Source organism: Ferroacidibacillus organovorans, from assembly GCF_001516615.1.
In the GTDB taxonomy this organism is placed as follows: Bacteria; Bacillota; Bacilli; order Alicyclobacillales; family SLC66; genus Ferroacidibacillus; species Ferroacidibacillus ferrooxidans_B.
Genome location: NZ_LPVJ01000009.1, coordinates 302,989 through 318,792 on the forward strand (window position 1 = coordinate 302,989; position 15,804 = coordinate 318,792).

At 50.4% G+C, this 15,804-nt stretch carries 14 protein-coding genes; 4 read left to right on the forward strand and 10 right to left on the reverse strand.

Annotated features, from left to right (window positions below; all coding sequences use genetic code 11):
- Window positions 1-5: 5 nt before the first annotated feature.
- The 3 genes from folE to ATW55_RS04555 form a co-directional block, all read right to left on the reverse strand.
- Complete coding sequence (folE, locus tag ATW55_RS04545; RefSeq protein WP_067713011.1) at window positions 6-572, reverse strand: GTP cyclohydrolase I FolE; 567 nt, start codon at window positions 570-572, stop codon at window positions 6-8.
- A gap of 26 nt (window positions 573-598) precedes the next feature.
- Window positions 599-3,085, reverse strand: a complete 2,487-nt coding sequence (locus ATW55_RS04550; protein ID WP_153005006.1) for a transglycosylase domain-containing protein — start codon at window positions 3,083-3,085, stop codon at window positions 599-601.
- A gap of 143 nt (window positions 3,086-3,228) precedes the next feature.
- Entirely contained in the window at window positions 3,229-3,894 is a 666-nt protein-coding gene (locus ATW55_RS04555) for a class I SAM-dependent methyltransferase (RefSeq protein WP_153005007.1), read from the reverse strand.
- A 174-nt stretch (window positions 3,895-4,068) separates the two neighbouring features.
- Here ATW55_RS04555 and ATW55_RS04560 point away from each other — a divergent pair, with 174 nt between their 5' ends.
- On the forward strand, window positions 4,069-4,428 hold the full coding sequence (locus ATW55_RS04560) for a hypothetical protein (RefSeq protein ID WP_067713022.1): 360 nt from the start codon (window positions 4,069-4,071) through the stop codon (window positions 4,426-4,428).
- A gap of 73 nt (window positions 4,429-4,501) precedes the next feature.
- Here ATW55_RS04560 and ATW55_RS04565 read toward each other — a convergent pair whose 3' ends face one another.
- The 4 genes from ATW55_RS04565 to ATW55_RS04580 form a co-directional block, all read right to left on the reverse strand.
- Entirely contained in the window at window positions 4,502-9,043 is a 4,542-nt protein-coding gene (locus tag ATW55_RS04565; RefSeq protein ID WP_067713025.1) for a glutamate synthase-related protein, read from the reverse strand.
- A gap of 440 nt (window positions 9,044-9,483) precedes the next feature.
- Window positions 9,484-10,233: a S1C family serine protease gene (locus tag ATW55_RS04570; RefSeq protein ID WP_235586993.1), complete on the reverse strand. Its 750-nt coding sequence runs from the start codon at window positions 10,231-10,233 to the stop codon at window positions 9,484-9,486.
- Window positions 10,234-10,344: 111 nt separating this feature from the next.
- Window positions 10,345-10,626, reverse strand: coding sequence for a DUF1450 domain-containing protein (locus tag ATW55_RS04575; protein WP_067713029.1), 282 nt, complete (start codon window positions 10,624-10,626; stop codon window positions 10,345-10,347).
- Between the two features lie 370 nt (window positions 10,627-10,996).
- Window positions 10,997-11,788 carry a DUF2797 domain-containing protein gene (locus ATW55_RS04580; RefSeq protein WP_067713033.1) on the reverse strand — a complete coding sequence of 264 codons (792 nt, stop codon included), beginning with the start codon at window positions 11,786-11,788 and terminating at the stop codon, window positions 10,997-10,999.
- An 83-nt stretch (window positions 11,789-11,871) separates the two neighbouring features.
- Between ATW55_RS04580 and ATW55_RS16015 the strand changes: the two genes are divergently transcribed.
- Both ATW55_RS16015 and ATW55_RS04585 read left to right on the forward strand, forming a co-directional pair.
- A complete protein-coding gene (locus ATW55_RS16015) occupies window positions 11,872-12,168 on the forward strand; it encodes a hypothetical protein (RefSeq protein ID WP_153005008.1) in 297 nt (98 codons plus the stop codon).
- Window positions 12,107-12,538 carry a PrsW family glutamic-type intramembrane protease gene (locus tag ATW55_RS04585; protein ID WP_153005009.1) on the forward strand — a complete coding sequence of 144 codons (432 nt, stop codon included), beginning with the start codon at window positions 12,107-12,109 and terminating at the stop codon, window positions 12,536-12,538. Before ATW55_RS16015 ends, ATW55_RS04585 begins: the two co-directional genes overlap by 62 nt.
- Here the strand turns inward: ATW55_RS04585 and ATW55_RS04590 are convergent.
- Entirely contained in the window at window positions 12,523-12,882 is a 360-nt protein-coding gene (locus ATW55_RS04590) for a hypothetical protein (RefSeq protein WP_067713036.1), read from the reverse strand. The genes ATW55_RS04585 and ATW55_RS04590 overlap by 16 nt on opposite strands.
- A 260-nt stretch (window positions 12,883-13,142) precedes the next feature.
- Window positions 13,143-14,561, reverse strand: coding sequence for a leucyl aminopeptidase (locus ATW55_RS04595; RefSeq protein ID WP_235586994.1), 1,419 nt, complete (start codon window positions 14,559-14,561; stop codon window positions 13,143-13,145).
- 127 nt (window positions 14,562-14,688) lie between these two features.
- Between ATW55_RS04595 and ATW55_RS04600 the strand changes: the two genes are divergently transcribed.
- Window positions 14,689-14,994: a hypothetical protein gene (locus tag ATW55_RS04600; RefSeq protein ID WP_067713039.1), complete on the forward strand. Its 306-nt coding sequence runs from the start codon at window positions 14,689-14,691 to the stop codon at window positions 14,992-14,994.
- Here ATW55_RS04600 and ATW55_RS04605 read toward each other — a convergent pair.
- The gene (locus tag ATW55_RS04605; protein ID WP_067713042.1) at window positions 14,981-15,658 is read right to left on the reverse strand and encodes an SIR2 family NAD-dependent protein deacylase; all 678 of its coding nucleotides are present in this window, start codon (window positions 15,656-15,658) and stop codon (window positions 14,981-14,983) included. The genes ATW55_RS04600 and ATW55_RS04605 overlap by 14 nt on opposite strands.
- Window positions 15,659-15,804: the final 146 nt, after the last annotated feature.

Here is a 15,804-nt window from a genome sequence, read left to right on the forward strand (position 1 = left end):
ATCTTCTAGTATTTCATCATTTGAAAAACTTCTGCGCGCTGTTTTGCATCTTCCAAAAATATACCGCGGACAGCCGTCGTGAGTGTTTTTGTCCCCGGTTTATTCACACCGCGCATTGCCATACACATATGTTCTGCTTCTACCATGACAACGACGCCCAGTGGTTCAAGTTGATCGACGAGAGAATCCGCCACCGTCGCGGTCAAACGCTCCTGAAGCTGTGGGCGGCGCGCGGCACTTTCAACCAAACGGGCAAGTTTAGAAAGACCAGTGATCTTGGCGCCTTGCGGAATGTAGGCCACATGAGCCTTCCCGAAAAAAGGAACGAGATGATGCTCGCACATGCTGTAAAATGTAATGTCTTTAACCAGAACAAGTTCATTATGATCTTCATTAAAAATGGTTTGCAACTGATCGCGCGGATCCTGATGGAGACCGGCAAAGACCTCTGCGTACAGCCTCCCAACGCGTGCTGGTGTCTCAAGCAAACCTTCACGATCCGGGTCTTCACCCACTGCCTCAAGGATCATGCGTACGGCAGTCTGGATTTTTTCCTGATCTACATGCGCCATGGTGAAATTCCTTTCTGCGTATGAATCTATTCTCCCTGCGGTGGGGGTTTGAGCGCCCCGGCAGGTGGTGCGGCAGGCGTTGAAGTACCTGGAATGACTGTACTTGCAGGCCCGGTTCCAGATGTTGTCGTGCCAGATCCCGAAGGCGTCGTTGTCGTGCCTGACCCAGGTGCCGTTGTGCCAGATCCCGAAGGCGTGGTTGTCGTGCCTGACCCAGGTGTCGTTGTGCCAGATCCCGAAGGTGTGGTTGTCGTGCCTGACCCAGGTGCCGTTGTGCCAGACCCCGAAGATGGCGGCGTGTTTCCTGTGCCTACCAATGAAGACGAAGTAATTTGCACCTCAATTTCTGGTGAAACGGCAATTTCATGGTCTGTCAATGCATTAAATGCGACCACCTGATAGGTGTGACCTCCAATTACGTGAATTGGATCCACATAACTCGGAGATGTCACTTTTCCGATCGAGCGATTGTAGTACAAATTTCGATCGCTTGGACCGCCGCGAAACACAAGATAGTATACAGGTCCGTTGAGTGGATTCCAAGAGAGCGAAACCCCTTGTTGACTTGCGCTATATGATCCTGTAAGTCCAGTCAATGTCATCAGTGGAGCAGTGCTTGAAGAATTGACTGGTGTGGTGAATGAACCCGCCGGTGTTCCCGCAAGCCCCTGCGTCATGATTGCGCTAAAAAGTTCCGCAGGCAAGGCACTCCCGCCAACCCAGTTAGGTATGTATGCCTGAAGGGATGTATTAGGAAAGCCTTCCCAAATGGCGCCGACGACATTCGGCGTAAATCCACAGAACCACAGGTCACTATCACCAGGCGAATAGGTATAACCCGGTGGCAGATACGCAACGGACCCCGTCTTTCCAGCGACATGGCGTCCAGCCACGCCTGCGAGGTGGGCAATTCCATTGACTACGTTGTTTTGCAACAAACCTACGATCTGCGACGCAGTGGACGGCTTCATCACCTGAATAGGCACACTTTGCGCCTGATACACAGTCAACCCTTGCGCGTTAACGATCCGCTCAATGGCGTGCGCGGGAATCCGTTGACCATTGTTGTCAAAAGCTGAATAGGCTTCAGCCATCTGCAAAGGGTTTGTCCCAGGGTGAATATCACCGAGTGCAACGTCAAGATGCATAAAATCTTGCGGTTGAAAATGCAGACCCGCTCGCTCTGCAAAAGTCAAACCTGTCGTGATGCCGATTTGCTGTAGCAGCCAAACGGCTGGAATATTCCATGACATCGCCAACGCATCGCGCATGGTCACATGCTCGTTAATGGTTGGATGTGACTCCCAATCCTGCGGTTGATACCCGCCGATATTGAGCGGGCCGTCATACAGGAGCGAATCAGCATTGTACTTGCCCGTATCAATAGCTGGTCCATACACAACGAGCGGTTTGATCGACGAACCAGGAGATCGCTGTGTCTGTGTCGCATAGTCAAAACCTTCGTATTGATAGGTTGACGGTCTACTCCCCATGATCGCGAGAAGTCCGCCTGTTTTTGGATCGAGAAACGCGGCGCCGCCTTGCGCGACATTTCCGTTCATGTTTGGTGGGAAATACGCATTGTTATTAAACTGCTGATACGCAGCCATCTGCAGTTGTGGGGATAAATTTGTGTAAATCTTGTATCCACCCTGCTGAAGCGCCCGCGCACCAATGCCAATTTTATTGGCTTCTTCATACAGATAATCTCGATACGATGCATATTGCGGAGGCACACCATCTGCGACAACGCCTGGATTCTTAGCCAAATCGAGTGGAGAATGAATGGCTTTGGTGTAGGTTGCATGTGAAATGAAGTGATATTTCAGCAATTGCCCCAACACGATGTTTCGGCGAGCCATGGCGGCATGCGGGTGCAAAAACGGATCATACTGTGTAGGCGCCTGTGGCAACCCGGCCAAGAGCGCACACTGCGGAAGATTGAGTTGCCACACATTTTTTTGAAAATAAATTTGTGCAGCATTCTCAATGCCCGGAGTCGCCCCGTTGAAATTGGCCGTATTAAAGTACATGTCGAGAATTTGATTCTTGGTGTAATAGCGACTGATCTCAATGCCAAGAATAATCTCTTGGATCTTGTACTTGATCGACTGATTGTCCGTGAGATACACCATTTTTGCGAGCTGCTCCGTAATCGTGCTCGCGCCTTGGAGCGTGCCGCGATGAAGAATATCTTGAACGAGCGAGCGAAATGTGGATCGCAAATCAAACCCGTGATTTTGATAAAAACGGATATCTTCTGTTGCGATCAGCGCGTCTTGCAGCATTTTTGGAATTTGTGATAATTTGACACGGCGCACACCCGATGGGCTAATCGTAAAGGCGACGTGACCATAACGATCGTAGACGATGGTTGGGCTTGTAGCGCCCTGATCAAGCTTTGCAGGGTTAAAGTTTGCCGTCGTCAATACAAAAATAATTCCGCCAGTGGCCAATGCCGTAAATCCGACAGCGATCGACGCGCTGATCAGAATTTTTTTTCTTAACGACATGCGACGCTTTTTCTTTTTTACAGGTGGGCCGGCAGGTTTGGTCGGCTTCCCATTGGATCGCAAAATCGATCACCTCGCATGTATTGTACATGTTTCTGGCGAAATATGCGATCTTTATCCTCGTTTCTCCATAGAGTATGAGTTTAACCGCGCGCGAGAATCATTGCATAAGACAACCATTGATCGTAAGTCATCATCACTCTTTGGTTTTCTTGAATGATGGCGATGATTTCACGTGTATAGGCGGCTTCCGTATGCGTCGATGGGTCAGGCATGGCAAGCGGTGTATGCAAACCGCGAATTGCGCCAGATCGCATCACCTCAACACTGCTGAATCCTGCCTTTTCATATGTTTTTTTCCACCCCATGACCGTGGGGACCTGAACTGCCCCATACAATTTTTTAAAGGCGTGGAGCGCATCGTCAGGGAGTGCAAAACTTGCAGCCATTTCAAGATCGATGAGCGAACCATGAGGTGCGAGAACCCGTTTCCATTCTCTTAGGAGTGGGAATATTGGATTGAATACAGCGACGGATTCTGCCAAAACAAAATCAAAGGACTGCGCGAAAAAAGGGAGCGGACCCGGCTTTACCTGAAAAAAGTGAACAGACACCCCTTCGCGTAGTGCGCGTTCAAGCGCCCTTTCGATCATTGACTTGCGCAAGTCTACTCCAGTGACCTGACAGCCAAAACGGCGCGCGATCTCACATGCAGTCCGCCCTGTACCACAGCCTATCTCAAGGATGCGAGAGGTTGCGTCAAGGTTTATGCCACGTTTTTCAAGTTCCTGAAAAATGACTTCTGTCATTTGATAGCCGCCTGGGTGGGCACTCGAGATCCCTAAGCGCGCAAGAGCATCATGGTAATCCAATTTCAACACGCCTTTCGCATAGTTCAGCTTTACAGCGCATTCCTTGCGATGGATAACCAAGAGACGGTATAGTCTGTCCGTAGCGTCACGCAGAAAGGAGGATGTCAATCCATGCGTAAATCAGCAAACAAAAATCATGTGCCTTTTTGTCTTTATCTGATATGGGTGGAACCTGCCGGTGATTTTTTCTTCACGCCAGAAGGAATTTGCATGATCGATGAAGAGCGACACTATCACATCTACAGTGAAGCTGCCCGTCACAATGTGCTGCGAGCCGCAGCATTGAAACACTCCATTGAGGATTTACTAAACGGCGTGGAGTTTCGCGGTTCCACCTATCGGTTTGAAGATTTAGCGCCTCTTCGCGAATCGCTCTCTCTGCGTGACCCATCCATCGAAGCGACACTTCGAGCATTATATGAAACACACCCCCAAAGGTTTCAGTTTTTGAATTCTCTCGTCAGGATGTAAGAGAAACGCAAAATAGGACTGCCATACATTCTGGCAATCCTATTTTGCGGATTTGGGTTACAGGAAAAAAATTTTATTCAGTCGCAATATCCTGGTCTGTGAGTTCAGAACCAGGACGGATGACCATGAAATGATCATCAGGACTTTGAATCAGCGGTTGCAGTTTTTCTGCGGCATCCTGCTGGCCAGAGCGAATCAATTCTTTTTGATAGTGACCGAGCAGCTCCTGAACGTCAAGAATTCCGCCAGGATGCAAATGGGTAAGGGATACTTTTGCTCCTTTGGCAATCCTGCGACGAAGGGCATCAGGCGTTAATCCCATTTCGTAGTCGATGCGCAGATAGACAAACCCGCCTGTCATTCCAGAACAAATCCAAGGTCCCGGATCCCCCATGACAAGCGCCCTTCCGCCAGTCATGTACTCAAAAGCAAAACCTTTCACGTTTGCGCGACTCGCAAGGTATCCTTTACTGTCATCAATCGGAGAATCGACCTCTCCGCCAATAATCAAATCGGCACCTGACAAGCGAATGCCGGCGCGCGCGTCAGCATTGCCTTGCACAATGAAGAGTCCGCGTTGAGCGCCATATGCCAAACCTTTGCCTACGCTTCCGTTGATCCGCCGTCCACGCTCGTTAAGTCCTTTTAGAATGATCACTTTACCGCCGAGTGCGCCTTTTCCGACGCCGTCTTGCGCCCCGCCTTCTACGCGCAGGTGAATGCCTGTCGCGTTGTACGCGCCAAATCCATTGCCTGCAACGGAACCGGAGAGAAGCCCAACCGATGCGCGGGACAGGCCTTTCTTTCGCTCGCGAATCTCCGTGCGTACGACAGATCCAGAGAGCATGCCCCCGATAATTCGTTCGCCCGAGTTCACACTGTCCGCGCCAAATTGCAAGGATTCGCTTCCCGCCGCCATGGCAGTCATCGCCTGTTGTCCAAGTTTTGCCGTGATCGACTGACGGCTCACACTGCTTGGGCGGACTGCGAGTTTTTGATAGTGATACGATACAGCGACATGGTGTTTTATCAAATCGCTCAGATCAATGCGATCTTGGTACCTTGTCTGCTGCAGAAATTCTGACTTTCCGACAAGAGACTGCAGAGATGTCGCACCAAGCATTGCGACGACTTCTCGCACTTCTTGGGCCAATCCGCCAAAGAAGCGTTCAAGATTTGCAACGGCTAAGTCAAACTCGCGCGGGACGAATGCCTTCAAACCGTGTGCGGCGGCTTGCTCAACCGTTTCGATTTGCGTGGCGATCCCCACATGGCATGTATCTTTGTGACAAGCGCGGCAACTCGTGCATCCGACCGCCACCATTGCCATCGTACCGAATCCCACTCGATTAGCGCCAAGCAGAACCATTTTTACGACATCGTAGCCGTTTTTCATTCCACCATCCGCCCATAGCTCAACGAGATCGCGCAACCCGGCGTCCAAAAGTGCCTCATGCGCAAGCTTAACCCCAATTTCAACAGGCAGCCCCACGTGTTTCAATGCATGCGCGCGCGCGGCACCTGTTCCACCGTCAAAGCCGCTCAGCGTGATGATGTCAGCGCCTGCTTTTGCAATGCCGACTGCGATGGTGCCAATTCCTGGGACAACAGGTACCTTGACGGAAACTTTGGCGCGTGAGTTCACCGTTTTTAATTCATCAATCATTTGCGCAAGGTCTTCGATCGAATAAATATCGTGATTATTCGACGGAGAAATAAGGTCAGTCCCTTGGCGGGCATTTCTTGCGGCGGCAACTTTCACGGAGACTTTCGAGCCTGGCAAGTGACCGCCCTCGCCGGGCTTTGCTCCCTGTCCAATCTTAATCTCCAAGAGATCCACCGAGTTGCAAAGTTCAGCATTGACTCCAAAACGCCCAGATGCAATCTGGTGGCCGCGATGCTTTGCGTATTTGCCCAGCATATCCTTGATTTCTCCGCCTTCGCCATTCAGCGAAAGCATGTCAAGCCGCTTTGCCGCTTCAGCGTAAGAGCGAAAAGCAATTTCACTCTGTGACCCAAACGACATCGAACTGATTAAAAATGGAAGTGAATGATCGCCGACAGACAAATCTACGTCAACCGCAGAACGTTCTGCAGGCTGAGGGATGATATCAAGTGTGTGACGGAGCGAAATTGGCTGTTTTATTTCAAGATCGCGCAGTTTCGCCGAATACTCCGCAAACGAAAGTGTGCCGCTCGCGACATCGCCAGCTGACTTCCAGATGCGCGGCCAAAGTTGATAAGGGCGCGCTACAGCTGCCTTTGGCTGCTTTAAGCGCAGCGCGCGATCACGCGCAACCTCTGCAAAGGTGGACAGGTCTGCCCCAGACCCTGCACCAAAAAAGGTGCGAATTTCAAGGAGGTCAGCGATTGTCTCAGAAAGTCCGATGGCACTAAAGAGGCGATCATAGCCGCGCAATTCGTGGATGCCAAGTGTCGACAATACCTTCTCTATGCCTTTGCTTAGCGCAGCGTATACATTCTCGATCCCTTTCCACCCGTCCACCTCATAGGCGGTTTCCATATAGAGATACGGGCAGATCGCGTCTGCGCCAAGCCCTGCCAACACCATTACATCGTGGAGGTTTCGCACGGCGCCTGAGCGAACAATGACGCTAGCGCTTCGTCTTGCGCTCAATCCTTCTACAACGAGTTCCCGTAAAACGCGATGCGTCTTTGCGACGGCAAGCGCAGGGTCGACAAACGTTCCTCCGTCATCAAAAGAGAAACGATCGTCAAGTACAAAGAGACGAGCGCCTCTTTGTACACCCTGTTTCACTTCTTCTGCAATCCGCGCAAGTGCGTCTTCAAGAGATTCAGACGGCAAGAGACGCGGATAAATTTCGCACAGCGCGTGTCCATCCCTCATGAAAAAGCGTATGACGTCCTCATAGAGTTGTGTGCCAACCTTTGTCGCAAGCGCGCGGTAGCGGTCAGCCTCAGGCAAGCTGTGACCACCTAAAAGAAGAGGACATTGTAGTTCAAGGTGCTGCAAATTCCTTGAAGAACCATCGACATGCGGTCTTCCCCCAAGCACGACGCGCGTTGAAAAATGCTCAATTTCCCGCTCGCGATCAACGGCCGGGTTGGTCACAACGGCGACGGTTTCCTTAAGATAATCCGCCACGTTTTGCCGTTCCGCCGAAAGGGCTGCAAGCGGTCCGTCAAATCCGAGCGATCGGATCGGCTCTGCCCCATTGGTCGTCTGGGCTTCCAAATTGCGCACATCTTCCTGATCCCATCCAAACACAGCCATTCGCGCTTCGCGCGAGCCATCAGACGCACGGTTAGGTGTCAAATGAGTGTCGCCCCACACGAGTGGACCGTGAAATGACACGCCTTGACCGTAACCCTTCATGTCATGGCGCTCACTCATGCGTGTGAGTACCAGACGCTGCGCTTCAGGATACGAATGAACAATGGTTGCCTCACCTGGCGGTAATTCCAAATAGATCTTTTCTCCGGGGGAAAGCGGTCGCGGATCGTGAATCATTTCAGAGAGCGCGACGACGCCTTGCTCACTTGAGAAGATAAGGCTCGAATCGGTCTCGACCATCCACAGCGGGCGAAGCCCCATCGCATCTACAGAAAACACCGCTTCTCTCCCGTGGCGCGACACAATTCCGGCAGGCCCTTGTGCAAATGGCCCAAAGAGCGAGCGAATGTACATGTATAGATTCTGGAGATCTCCGCTCATCTGCTTGATTTCATGAATGATCGGCGGGAATGCGATTTCCATGGCTTCTATAAGTGAATACGAATAGTGGTGGATCAGGCCTTCAAGAAAGCGATCGAGATCCTGTGAGTCACTGCCGCCTGGTACAGGTTGAATGTTGACCATGCGCGACTCTTCGCGCAGGCGGTGAATCGTGTTTAATTCACCATTGTGACCAAGCAGTGTAAACGGCTGAACGCGCTCACTAGACGTTGTTGTGTTGGTTGAATAGCGGTTATGGCCGATCGTCACGCGACTTACAAATTCTTCGTCGCATAAATCGCTGTAATAAGCGCGAAGCGTGTCGCTGTCGCCGCGAACTTTATACACCGTGGATTGAGAAGATAGAGAGGCCACATGCACGCTCAATCGAGCTTCGATGTCTTTTAACAATTGATAACAGGCGGCGTCTACCTGAGCTGTTGAAGCCTTTGTGTCGTTGTATAAAAATGCAAACTGTAAAAAGTGAATTCCTTCCTTGCGGCCACCCGGACCCAATGCATCAGGATCGACAGGATCCACAAGCGTCTTGCAATGTGTAAATCCTGCCTCCTCTGCAAGGATCGGCACCTTTCGTGCAACACTCATAAAATCAATAGCCAAACCATCACTTGATCTCATTTCATCTGTAACAAGGACGTGGGCGACAGCAAATCCTGGGTTTGCGACAAGCTGGCGCGCTGCATCGTTTCCGCCCAACTTTTTCTCCCAGATTGCACGTGGAAGATCTACCAAAATTCCTGAGCCGTCTCCTTCTTCCTCGACAAAACCAGCCCTGTGCTTCATTTGATCGAGCGCACGCAATACACGCTCCACATTGGAGTGCGTCGGTTGCGCCCCTTTTTCCACCCACGCGACAATTCCGCAAGCATCGTGCTCTTCTCGCTCTAGAAAGGCCATAGCCGCGTCTCCTTTCAAATCAGAAATTCAAAATAAGTATTAGATATGCAAAAGGCGAAGAAACACCCTTTTCAGGGAACCTCTCCGCCGAGTCTTTTATACTCACGGTGTAGCATCAACCGCTTGCACCGCTTGGTCCTGTCCCGAAACTGCATCAGGCCGGATCCCTAGGTGCACTTCCTCTGTAATTTTACTATAGCGTGCATTGCATAGGAATGCAATCCACTTTATGTTCATAATGCCGTTTTGAAAGCGATTGCGCGTTTAAATTTGTCTTAATTGTGATCGTCTCACAAATCAGCCAATCCAAATTGGACTATTAATTGGTTAATCCAATTTGGAGATAGACGGTGACATGGCGCTTGCGCGCCACCGTCTAGAGAAAATAATCGACTGCGCCGTTCTCTCAAGAGAGCATCGATTGTCTCTACACTGCGGACTCAGACGCTTTGACGATATTTTTTCCCCATCATCTCAGGGAGCGCGTTTCGCACAACATCAATCGCGATGGCAAAGCCGATCCCCTGTGAACTCTGACTCACAGCTGTGTTGATACCAATCACTTCACCGCGCAGGCTGATCAGCGGACCGCCAGAGTTGCCGCGGTTGATAGCCGCATCCGTTTGCAGCAAGTGCGGGTATGAACGATCACCAATCTGCATGGGCCTTTCCTTTGCGCTGATAATGCCAACCGTGACGGAGTGATCAAGTCCCAGCGGATTTCCGACTGCCATCACCCACTCTCCGACCTGCACATCCTTCGATTTTCCAAGTCGCAATACGCGAATCGTCTTTGGGAGATCGATCTTTAGAACGGCCAAGTCGTGTTCGTAATTGGTTCCTACGACATGGGCAATCAATTTTCGCTCTTGATTCCTCATTTTGACATGAACACGAGAAGCCCCGTGAATGACGTGTTCATTTGTTAAAATGTAGCCGCGGTCATCAAAAATAAAACCAGTACCGATATTCATGGCGCGCGGTTCTTGTTCGATAAACATATCGAACGGCAAACCAAATGGACTGCGAATCTGACGATTGCGTGCGCGTTCATGAGCGACTTCAATATTGACGACTGCATCCTTGCATTGATCGACGATGGATACAAAATCGGGCATTCGCACATTACGTGCTGTTCGCGCCCGCAGTCCTTTGGCCGCGTTTGACAATGTTCCCTTTTTTCGCTGCAAAGAAACCACCTCGAACGTTTGACTAACGTCATCCTATTCGAAGTGGACGTTTCGGTGTGGGATATACGCCTGTGTCTTCAGTAAAATCGCGGAATGTCTACATTGCGGGGCTCATTTTGCTTCAACATAGCCGGCTGTTCCCGGGAGCTTTTCTTCAAACAGAAATTTCATTCCGCGCTCCAATTTCTTGTATAAATCGCGCGGATCTCTCCCTCCAATAAGCGCGCCATTGCGGATTGCGAATGGAATATCCGTACATGTCCCACAGACATCTGCACAGTCCTTCAATTCGATTTCCACATCCGGATAATCGCGAGAAATTGCTTCAAGAACACTCTGGCTATAGAGCGCGAGATTTTTTTTGCAGAAAGTGAGTTGAACTGCAGAAGCCATAGACGCTTTTCTCTCCTCTTTACGGCAGGATCGATCGCCTCTATTGTACTCTATGAAACGAGTCAGAGAAAGTCAGTCGCTGCGGTCCCTGACTCCCTAATTTATGCAAGAGGCTGATAGCGAACGCCAAAGTTCCCCTTTCTCGTTCGATATATTTGCACTAATGGTTGGCGATAACCTCGCAGAACCTGATCATCACGCACGCACATCGCCACGTAATTCGCCACGGATCGCGAATCATAAAGCCGTGCCTCATATACCCACGTCATGCGCACCCTCCTCACACGATCCATTTTGCACTTAGCAATAGCGTAACCCGTAATGTTCGTGCTCATGTATCGCCGTGAAGAATGTGCACGTTTTAATTTTTTTACGAAACTTCGAGCGCAACATGGTAACCGGCAAATTTCTTGACGTTTAATACACCGTCTCGAAATAGCAGATATTGCCCGCGCACCCCGACAAGATCAGATGACACCTCCTCTTTTTCAATGTTTTTTGAGACCGCTTTGATTGCTTCACCAGGTAACACGGGGTAGCGGAACTGCGTCAAGACAAAATGCTCTAAGAGATAGGGCTGAAACGTTTCCGACACGCGATTTGCAACTTTTTCTGCCAATTGAAGTAGATCAACCTCTTCATGAATACCTTTCACCATTTTTCTCCAGTCCGTCTTGTCAGGCATACTTTGCGCAATTTCGACCTCCATCTCACCTGAACGCATACGAGTGGGCGTTCGCGCAATGGCAACCGCCTGAACAGCGCCTTGATCAACCCACCGCGTTTGTTCGCGCCCCATGCGGGTAATTCCCACCTTAGCCTGACTGCTCAAGGATAGATAGACTGTGTGGGGGATCATGCAGTGCGTTTTGGCAAAAGATTCGTCCCTGCAAGTACCTTGGTCAAAATGACATTGATGGGGCTTTACGATACACAAGTCTGTCTCAGCGAGTGTAGTGACGCAAGGAAAGCAGTAACCATTTTGAAAAAGTTTTTTTACGGCTCGTCCACACGCAATGCAGCGGCGTTCTCCTAAAAAGCGGATTTGGATGCGGCGGCCGATCCACGCATTGACAGACGCACACTCATCTCCCAGTTGCAGCGCGTATTGAACCTCCTCATCGTGTACTTGGTGATTCAATTGCGTGATATACCCTTTCATCCTAAACGCCCCTTAACGAATTTTTCGATCTAAGAAATGGCCGAGCGCGATTGAAGCATACTACGACAAAGGAGTGATTCACGTTGTTGGTCATCGCAGGGTTGTTGCCCGCTCTCGCGTTTTTATGGATTTTGTATCGCATGGATCGACATCGCGAACCGCCTGGACTTGTCTTTCGTTTTTTTCTCGTCGGCGCGGTCGTCGTCTTGCCTGCTGGAATAGCAGAACGCACCCTTCTTGACCTTTACAGTCTGACCCCCGATCCGCAGCAGGGGTTCATTTACACAATGATCTCCGCTTTTTTTTGTCGCCGGGGTTGTGGAAGAGGGATTAAAGGCGCTTTGTTTTCTGCGTCTTGTCAATCAAAAACCGTTTTTTGAGGAGCCATATGACGGAATTGTGTATGCAGGTGCGATAGGGCTCGGTTTTGCAGCTGTTGAAAACGTACTCTATGTGACGAGTTCAGGCATCGATACAGCGTTTGTCCGGGCGTTTACGGCAGTCCCCGCGCATGCAGTATTTGCCGTCATCATGGGTTCGCGCTTTGCGCGCGCACGTTTTTTTGGAGCAAGCCGTTGGCCTGCTTTTGCCATCCCGGCGCTTTTGCACGGACTCTATGATACGTTCGCCATGTCGCAGGGCTATTTGTGGAACCTGTTGCTCGCCTTTTATCTCATGGTCATCGTAGCGTACGCCATGCACGAATTGCGCATCGAGCGGAAGTCTGTTCCACACTACCGAAGATCGTGACCGTGCACCCCAAATGGTTGAGGCGCATCGGGCAAGCCTTCAAATAGAAAGAGCGTTCCGTCTGTCGTGCGGTAAATGTTCATGGCAATCGACTCATCCATCATCAAAAGCTGAAAGAGATTCATATCCGTTTTGAAGTATGGACTCATATGTTCATCCTGCAAAGCGAGCGATAAGACGCGATTGCGATCGCGGAGTGGAATCTCAAATCCTGCGATGACAGGAATATCCATGACAACGACGTCTCTTAGCTGTAATTCGGGATGTTGTTTTTTCACCCATTCAAAAAGTTGTTTTGCTGGTTTTGCTTTGCGACTCGGGTCAAGAATCAGACCGTATTTCATCGTTCTCTCCTCTTTCAACACAAAATTCCTACGCGAAACGGACATGCCTTAAGGTCATGTCCGTTTCGCGTTCCGAACCACGAGTTTACGTTTCCATGGTAAACCAACCTGATTTGAAAACGAAAACTCACGTAAAGCACTGTTGTTTCGCGCTCTGCGATCAGTATACAGGAAATTGCGGTGCTTGGAATACGTAAATCATCGGTTCGTTGGGAATATTTTCTCAAAATAAACGTTTTTTTCCTGCCGCTTGTATCCAATCAGACGTTTTTCGCTTGCTCAGCGCGTTGCATTACATACTCAGCGAGCAGTCGGGCGCCATAGCCTGTCGCTCCTTGCGGACGATATCCTTCCGTCTTTTCGGCTTCCATTGGGCCGGCCATGTCAATGTGCGCCCACTGTTGATCATCTGCGACAAAGTGCTTTAAAAACAGGGCCGCGACAATCGCTCCACCTTGGCCTTTTCCAATGTTGGAAAGATCCGCATAAACGCTTTTTAGCTGTTCGCGATAACTTTCCGGAAGCGGCATCTGCCAGACATAATCACCGGAGCGAAGTCCAGCTTCTCGCACGCGTTCAACAATTTCCTCACCGCCGAATACCGCCGCATAGCGAGGCCCGAGAGCGGCTGCCGCAGATCCGGTCAGCGTCGCGATGTCGATGACTTCTCGCGCTTGAAGCTCTTGTGCGCGGATGAGCGCGTCCGCCAGAATGAGTCGCCCTTCGGCGTCAGTATTGGCAACTTGCACCGATATTCCATTCCGATATTGAATCAATTCCCCAGGAAGCATGGAACCTGCATCAGGAATATTTTCTGTCGCCGCGATCAATCCGACGACATTGCAAGGCAGGCCAAGCTGGATGAGAATATCGAGCGCACCAATGACTGCGCCCGCCCCTCCCATATCCATGCGCATATTGGAGATGTCGCGTCCACCCTTGAGTGAGATTCCCCCGGTATCAAACGTCACCCCTTTTCCCACAAGCGCGATTAGCGGAAGCGCGGGGTCAGTTGCATACGCGACTTGAATGAAGCGCGGAGGATACTCACTGCCTTTCCCGACAGCCAGCAATCCGTTCATCTGTTCGTCGATCAACTGCTGGCCTGCGAGCACCGTAACTTCAGCCTTGCTCCCCTTGAAATGTTGTGTGACAAACTCTGCCAAGGTATCCGGTCGCAAGCGATTGGGCGGCTCGTTGACCAGATCCCGCGCAAGCATCGTTCCGCGCACAAAAGCGAGCGCGCGCGTGAGCGCTGCAACGTGTTGCTCACCTGCCATCAGCGTCACCGTTTTAACATGATGGGTCTCCTTTTTTGATTGATAGCGATCAAAACGGTATGCGCCAAGCGACACCCCTTCGACGAGACAATGGATCTCGCGATGGGTATCAAAGAGATGAGTCAGGCTGAGCGACACGTCCTCCCACTCTTCTTTGCTGGCTGCGCGAATGGCGAGTCCTGCGGCATCGCGCAGCACTTCTTCATCCACTGACGAAGGGTCGCCCAAACCGACCGTGATAAGCGTTGCGTTTTGTTCGTGAAACACGGATACGCTATGGCGCACACTGTGACGCTTTGCCACGCCGCGTGAGGAAAAAGATGGATACGAATTTGTATGGATGAGTTCAATATGGCAGGAACTCGGTTGTGCGTTGTGGCCGGACAAGTGAATGTTCAACGTTATGGCACTCCCTTTTGCGCTTCATGCGCTATGTATGTTCTGCATATAGTATACTTCAAGGAGTGAAGAAGGGAGTAACTTTTTTCACTATAATCCCAAAAAGAACGCTTCGGAGTGAAAAACTGTGAGAAACGCCCGCACCTTACTTGAACGTACCGTATTGTCAAAGTCAATTGAGGGCGAACTGAGAACTTTTGACATCGATCTTCATGAATCGGACGCAGGATACATGATGTATGTTTACGACCCAGAGGAAGCCTTTGAGACTGGGACATTCTTGTTTGCCGGATATGAAACTGCCAAAGCAGCGTTTGATGTCTGTGTGAATATTTTAATGCGAGAAGAAGTCAGAGACACTGACACATCCTATGATTTTGCAGAAAGAGTGCTCGAAAAAATTACGCTGCAAACGGGTGTCACACCAACCTGACCCGTTTTTCTTTGTCACGTAAGGAAAAAAGGGTTGGCAAAAGGTGTTCTGCATGTTCGTTAATTTGAAAGATCGGCACGTGATGATCCTTTAATACGGCCATCAGCTTGACAAGCGGTGACATCTCCAAGCGCGTTCCAACCACTAGCGCAGCACTGCATGTCGAAACGAGACAAGCCGCTTTCCCAAGATCGTGAACGGCCTCCCCCTCAAGAACGACATCTGGCCACAAAGCGCCGTGACAACGCGTGCACCGCCACATGTTGTCGCTTATTTGAAAGACCGGAAGACGATACCCGCACGTCCTGCAGCGGACTGCGTGAAGATTGCCGTGAAGTTCGATGACATTTTTGTTTCCTGCGCGGCGATCGAGTCCATCGATGTTTTGGGTGATGACATGAATACCGTAGCGGGCAAGCGTGCAGTGCGCTGCATTTGGCTTTGCATGCAGAAACTCTGTTGTCATTTTGCGATAGTAGCGTTCAAACTCGTCACGGTGACACTTTGCGTGTTCAAGGCTAAACAGATGCTCGAGTCGTATTCCGTAAAATTCGCTCGACATCACAGGCAGCCCGCTTGCGCGACTGATGCCGGCACCTGTGATGGCAAGAATCCGCGAATTGTCTCTAAGAATTTCTTGGATGTGACGAACATCGCACTCCACGCAGAGACTACCTCCTCACTCTCGTGACTAATCATCAATGTGTCAATTGCACAGGAATTTCTGTGGAGGCCGTGTCAACTCACGTAAAAATCTTACCCAAGAGCAATGGCTAACTCATTTAAAAATCTTACCCACTCCTTCCCTTT